We start from the raw sequence: 5,124 nt of genomic DNA on the forward strand, positions 1-5,124 counted from the left end.
GCCCGTCGAATACGAGACCAACCACTACATGCAATCCACGAAACCCCAGGTCACAACCACAATCTGAGATCTCTACCGAACCCGGGGCGGTTCACTGTGCCCAGTAAGGGAAGGACGACTTGTCGGCGCCGCTCAGGTTGGGCCGGACGACCAGGACAAGGAGTACGGCGGCGGCGCCCAGGGCGAGGACGGCCGCAGCGCCGAAGACCTTGGTCGCGGGCGGAAGTTCCTTGTCGGCGACGGACGCCAGTCCGGCGAGCACAGCGCCGTTGAAGGCGAGCAGTAACGACGCCTTGCCGCACGTACTCCACTAATCTCGCTGGCCACCGTGGCGCAGGCGTTGTCCAGGTTCTTGTCCGTGTCGGCGATGCTGGCTTCGGCGGGGCGCTCGGGTGCGGGGGCCGGCGGTTCGACGGATGCGGGCCGGGTGCGGGAGAACAAGGTGAGGGCCATGGGTGACGGCTCCTTCGGTTGCTTGTCGGGCCAGGCGGCCAGTTGGTGTGTGGCCGGGGGAGCGATGTAGCTGTTCGGGTCCGCCGGGGTGCCGTCGAAGCACTCCTCACAGCTGCCGATCGTTCGCAGACGTACGTCGCGAACGTCGCGGTGCTGTCGGTGGACGTGAACATCGCGATGGTGCGTGTTGATGTGCAGTGCACCACGGCTGGCGGTGCCTGCCCGGAGTGTGGGGCCTGGTCGACCCACGTTCATAGTTCCTACCTGCGTTTTCCCGCCGACGTGCCGAGCGCCGGGCGAAGGGTTGTGCTGCAACTTCGCGTCCGGCGGTTCCGGTGCCGGAACACCATGTGCCCGCGCCGGACCTTCGTGGAGCAGATATCCGGCCTGACCCGCAGATACGGTGAGCGCACGGAACGACTGCGCTCGACCCTGGCCGCACTCGGTCTCGCCCTGGCCGGCCGGGCCGGCGCCCGGCTGGCCGCCGTCCTCGGCGTGTCCGTGAGCCGGAGCACGGTCTTGCGCCTGGTCAACGCGCTTCCCGAGCCGGAAGTGCCGGCGCCGCGGGTGGTCGGCGTCGACGAGTACGCAACCCGCAAGGGCCGCCACTACGGCACTGTCCTGGTGGACGTCGAAACCCGCCGTCCAATTGATCTCCTCCCGGACCGGGAGGCATCCAGTCTGGCGGCCTGGCTCGCCCAGCGGCCAGGCGTCGAGGTGGTCTGCCGGGACCGAGCACCGTTCTTCGCCGAGGGCGCCGCCGCCGGAGCGCCGCAGGCGTTCCAGTCGCGGACAGGTGGCATCTCTGGCACAACCTGAGCGAGGCCGCCGAGCGGAGTGTTGCCCAGCATCGTCGCTGCCTGCACGTTCTGACACCCGCGGCATCTGAGCCCCAGCCTGCGACGGTTCCGGCCGTGGACCCGTCCACTTCGCCATGGCCACGCGGACACCGGTTCGCCGACCGAACCCGGTCCCGGCACGCTGCCGTGCACGCCCTGCTGAAGGCAGGGCACAGCCAACGCTCGATCCAGCGACAGCTCGGGATGACCTGGCGGACCGTCAAGCAGTTCGCCGAAGTCGCGACGCCGGAGGAGCTGTTCACCGGCCAATGGCAGAACCGGCCCTCCGTCCTCGACGACTACAAGTCGTACCTGGACGACCGCTGGAACGAGGGCTGCACCAACGCCTGGAAGCTCTGGGAAGAGATCGTGCCGCTCGGCTACAAGGGCAGCTACCAGCGCGTCCGCGCCTACCTGCACGACAAGCGCACATCGCCACGGCCGGTGACCGCCAGGCCGCCCTCGCCCCGCGCCGTGGCCGGATGGATCCTCCGGCACCCGGACACCCTCGCCGAGTCCGAGCAGCTCCAGCTCAAGGCCGTCCGCACACGCTGCCCCGAAATCGACGCTCTGACCCGCCACGTCCGGTCCTTCGCGACCATGCTCACCGAGCGCCAGGGCGAACGCCTTCCGGACTGGCTCGACGCGGTCCGGCAGGACGACCTGCCCAGCCTCCACACCCTCGCTGCGGGCATCGACCGAGACCGCGACGCCGTCATCGCCGGCCTCACCATGCCCTGGAACTCCGGAGTCGTCGAAGGCCACGTCAACCGGATCAAGATGCTCAAGCGCCAGATGTTCGACCGCGCAAGCTTCGACCTTCTTCGCAAACGGGTCCTGCTCGCCCCGTAGTCGTGTTGTCAGTGCCTGATGCGAGGATCCGGGCGACCATACGCAAGGAGATCAGCATGGGTACCTGGGATACCGGCCCCTTCGACAACGACAACTCCTCCCGGCGAGGAATCTGGGCGTACGAGCAATGGGTTGCTGCGAGAACTTTGCGCAGGTGGGGGTGCATGGCTCGTGCCGACAACGGGGCGGGGTTGCGCTGGAGCGGCGACGCCGACCGACGAGCGGAAGAAGATCCGGCGGAGCGGCAGAACAGGTCCGCGTCTCTGTAGTGAGCGTTCCATTCAGAGCGGATCGTGTCTACACGCCGACAGAGAAAAGGCCGAAGTGGAGCGGCGCCCGTTCGCCGCCGGTGTTGCGCCGGGGTGAGCTCGACTCCGTGCTGAGCAGGAAACCGCTGGTTGCACTCGCCTACGTGTGATTCACCACAGCCAGTTAAGTTGTGCACAATTTAATTGCTGGCTAGCGTCTGAGGTCGACACCACCGCACAGGGAGGCAACACCATGGATCCCGTCCGCTATGAGGCTTACCGCCCCGCCGAACGTCCGACCTACCAGGAGGAGTTGGATGCAGTGGTCGCACAGGTGGCGCAGCGCACCCGCGCCTCGGTCGAGCGCGAGGCCGTGGGCGGTGCCGTCCGCACTGCCCACGGAAAGACCTACGGCCTCCTCAAGGCGACCGTCACGATCGGTGACAACCCGGGCTTCTACGGTCAGGGCATCTTCGCCCGGCCCACCGTGTACGACGCCGTCGTCCGCTACTCCAACGGCCTGGGGCACCAGCGCCCCGACCACCAGCTGGGCGCGGCGTGCGGGATGGGCATCAAACTGTTCGGAGTCCCCGGCCGCACACTGCTGGACGACGAACCGGACAGCGGTACCTTCGACCTCAACCTGATCAACAACGAGGTCTTCTTCGCGAACACCGCCTACGACTACATGGTCATCGAGGACCTGTTCGCGGAGCTGCCCGAGGCCCTGGTGAACCCCGCCCGCCGCAAGACCTGGATGGCTGAGTTCCTGACCCGCCGGGGCACGCTCACCGATCCCGACATCTGGTTGTGGGACGAACTGCTCGCCATGCTGTCGTTCACGACCGTCCCGCGCAGGAACCTGCTGTCGTACACCTACAACAGCATGGGCGCCTTCCGGTACGGCGACCACATCGCCAAGATCCGTACCGTGCCGGCGGCCGAGTCCCTGGCCTCCCTCACGCACCAGATCGTGGACGTGCGCGCGGACAACGAGGCGTTCCGCCACACCCTCGTTGCCGAGGCCGCGGAACGGGACCACTCCTTCGAACTCCAGGTGCAGCTCAACACGGATCTGGCCCGCATGCCGGTGGACAACACCTCCGTGAAGTGGCCCGAGGAACTGTCCCCCTGGGTGACCGTGGCCCGTGTGGACCTCCCGCGCCAGGACATCGGCGGGGAGGACAACGTGGCGGCCGCCGACGCCACCTCGATCACACCGTGGCGCTCACGCGAGGAGCACCACCCTGTCGGCGAGATCCAGCGGGTGCGGCAGGAGGTGTACCGGCGTTCGTCCATCGAACGGCACCGCATCAATGGGCAACAGCGGCGCGAACCGGTCGGCAGCGCGCACCTGCTCGGCTGAGCCGGCTCAGCCGCGTCCGCCGCCTGCGCAGACCGCACTCGGACTGCGGCCGCGCGCGACGAGCGACCCGGCAACGGATTCTCAACGAGCGGGCCGGACCGGCCGGCACGGTCCGCAGCAGCGTCAGTCCCTGGTCGATGTCGCGGCGGTCTGCCAGGGGCAACCCGTCGCTGTACAGGGCGAGCGGACTGCCCTCGTGCAGCTCGAGCCCGGCGGTCTCGAACGGCAGCACGCCCACGCCCAGCGGTGGTCCGGCGGGGAGGTCGTTCAGGCGCACCCGGTCGGCCGGTCCCGGCACGGTCGGCGGCGGGTGACGGTTGCCAAGGGGGCCTGTCCGAGGGGGACTTGGCCCCCTGGGCGGACTGCGGCGGCGGCCCCGAGGCCGCCTGTCCAGTCCGCCCCCGCCACCATGGTCATTCGGCTGCGGCGAGCAGACGTGCCTCGCTCTCCTCGTACAGCTGCCGGCTCTCCCGGCTGTCGGCGGCGCGGCGCCGGTGGTCCAGACGGCTGCCCAGCCAACCCGCCAGGTAACCGAACGGGATGGAGACCAGTCCGGTGGACTGCATGGGGAACCAGTGGAAGTCGGCGTTCGGGAAGACGGCGGACGGCGTGCCCGAGACGGCCTTGGAAAAGACCATCAGCACCAGCGCGCAGGCAGCGCCGCCATAGAGGGTGGCGAGCAGGCCGCTGCGCGTGAATCCTCTCCAGAACAGGGAGTAGGTCAGCGCGGGAGCCACCGCGGATGCCCCGATGCAGACTGCCAGAGTGGTCAGCACGCCGACGTCCCAGTCCTGGACCAGGGTGGAGAGCCCGATGGCCACGGTTCCCACGGCCACGCTCGTCCACGCCGCCACCGTCATCTCCGTACGCGGCTCCACCTGCCCCCGCTGCGCCGCATGGGCGAACAGGTCGTGGGCGAGCGACGAGGCCGCGGCCAGGGTCATTCCCGCGACCGAGGACAGCAGGGTGATGAACACCATCCCCGCTATGGCCGAGAAGAGAATCGTCGTGCCCGCGGAGGCGGGGGTCCCGCCGAGCACCTGCGACAGCATGAGCACCGACGTCCTGCCCTGCGGGTCGGCCGCGGTGATGTACCGCGATCCCACCAGCGCCGCGGCGCCCGTACCCATGACGATCACGAGCAGACAGAAGGTGGTGACTGTGCGGACAGCCCACGACATGGAGCGACGCACGGCCGGCACGTCCTGCGCGGAGTACAGACGCATGGTGATGTGGGGCAGGCAGGCCACGCCGAGGACCACGGTGATCTGAGAGTGCGGGATGTGGCGTTCCGTCGGTCTTGTCATCGCTCGATGGTGTGACGTTGAGGCATCGCTGCCGGTCAGGAGTTCGGGGTTCGCTTGGG

The 5,124-nt window shown here is 68.6% G+C and carries 6 protein-coding genes; 3 read left to right on the forward strand and 3 right to left on the reverse strand.

Annotated elements, in window-relative coordinates:
- Positions 1-91: 91 nt before the first annotated feature.
- Positions 92-262, reverse strand: a complete 171-nt coding sequence (locus tag ACFYO2_RS49425) for a Pycsar system effector family protein (protein WP_388364035.1) — start codon at positions 260-262, stop codon at positions 92-94.
- Positions 263-630: 368 nt separating this feature from the next.
- On the opposite strand from ACFYO2_RS49425, the gene ACFYO2_RS49430 reads away from it, so the two are divergent.
- The 3 genes from ACFYO2_RS49430 to ACFYO2_RS49440 all read left to right on the forward strand — a co-directional run bounded on the left by ACFYO2_RS49430 (position 631) and on the right by ACFYO2_RS49440 (position 3,758).
- Positions 631-1,272 (forward strand): ISL3 family transposase, encoded by a 642-nt coding sequence (locus ACFYO2_RS49430; protein WP_388364046.1) that lies wholly within the window; start codon positions 631-633, stop codon positions 1,270-1,272.
- Positions 1,273-1,367: 95 nt separating this feature from the next.
- Positions 1,368-2,144, forward strand: a complete 777-nt coding sequence (locus ACFYO2_RS49435; RefSeq protein WP_388364037.1) for a transposase — start codon at positions 1,368-1,370, stop codon at positions 2,142-2,144.
- A gap of 501 nt (positions 2,145-2,645) precedes the next feature.
- A complete protein-coding gene (locus ACFYO2_RS49440; RefSeq protein WP_388364040.1) occupies positions 2,646-3,758 on the forward strand; it encodes a catalase family protein in 1,113 nt (370 codons plus the stop codon).
- Here the strand turns inward: ACFYO2_RS49440 and ACFYO2_RS49445 are convergent.
- Complete coding sequence (locus ACFYO2_RS49445; protein ID WP_388364049.1) at positions 3,706-4,152, reverse strand: SpoIIE family protein phosphatase; 447 nt, start codon at positions 4,150-4,152, stop codon at positions 3,706-3,708. The two genes, ACFYO2_RS49440 and ACFYO2_RS49445, sit on opposite strands and share 53 nt — an antisense overlap.
- A gap of 19 nt (positions 4,153-4,171) precedes the next feature.
- Complete coding sequence (locus ACFYO2_RS49450) at positions 4,172-5,065, reverse strand: hypothetical protein (protein ID WP_388364043.1); 894 nt, start codon at positions 5,063-5,065, stop codon at positions 4,172-4,174.
- Positions 5,066-5,124: the final 59 nt, after the last annotated feature.

This window comes from Streptomyces sp. NPDC006602 (assembly GCF_042870385.1).
GTDB lineage: Bacteria > Actinomycetota > Actinomycetes > Streptomycetales > Streptomycetaceae > Streptomyces.

Excerpts from the sequence above, each read along its gene's own strand:
- ACFYO2_RS49430 (WP_388364046.1), top strand. The coding sequence starts at position 631 with ATGGTGCGTGTTGATGTGCAGTGCACCACGGCTGGCGGTGCCTGCCCG.
- ACFYO2_RS49440 (WP_388364040.1), top strand. The coding sequence starts at position 2,646 with ATGGATCCCGTCCGCTATGAGGCTTACCGCCCCGCCGAACGTCCGACC.
- ACFYO2_RS49450 (WP_388364043.1), bottom strand. The coding sequence starts at position 5,065 with ATGACAAGACCGACGGAACGCCACATCCCGCACTCTCAGATCACCGTG.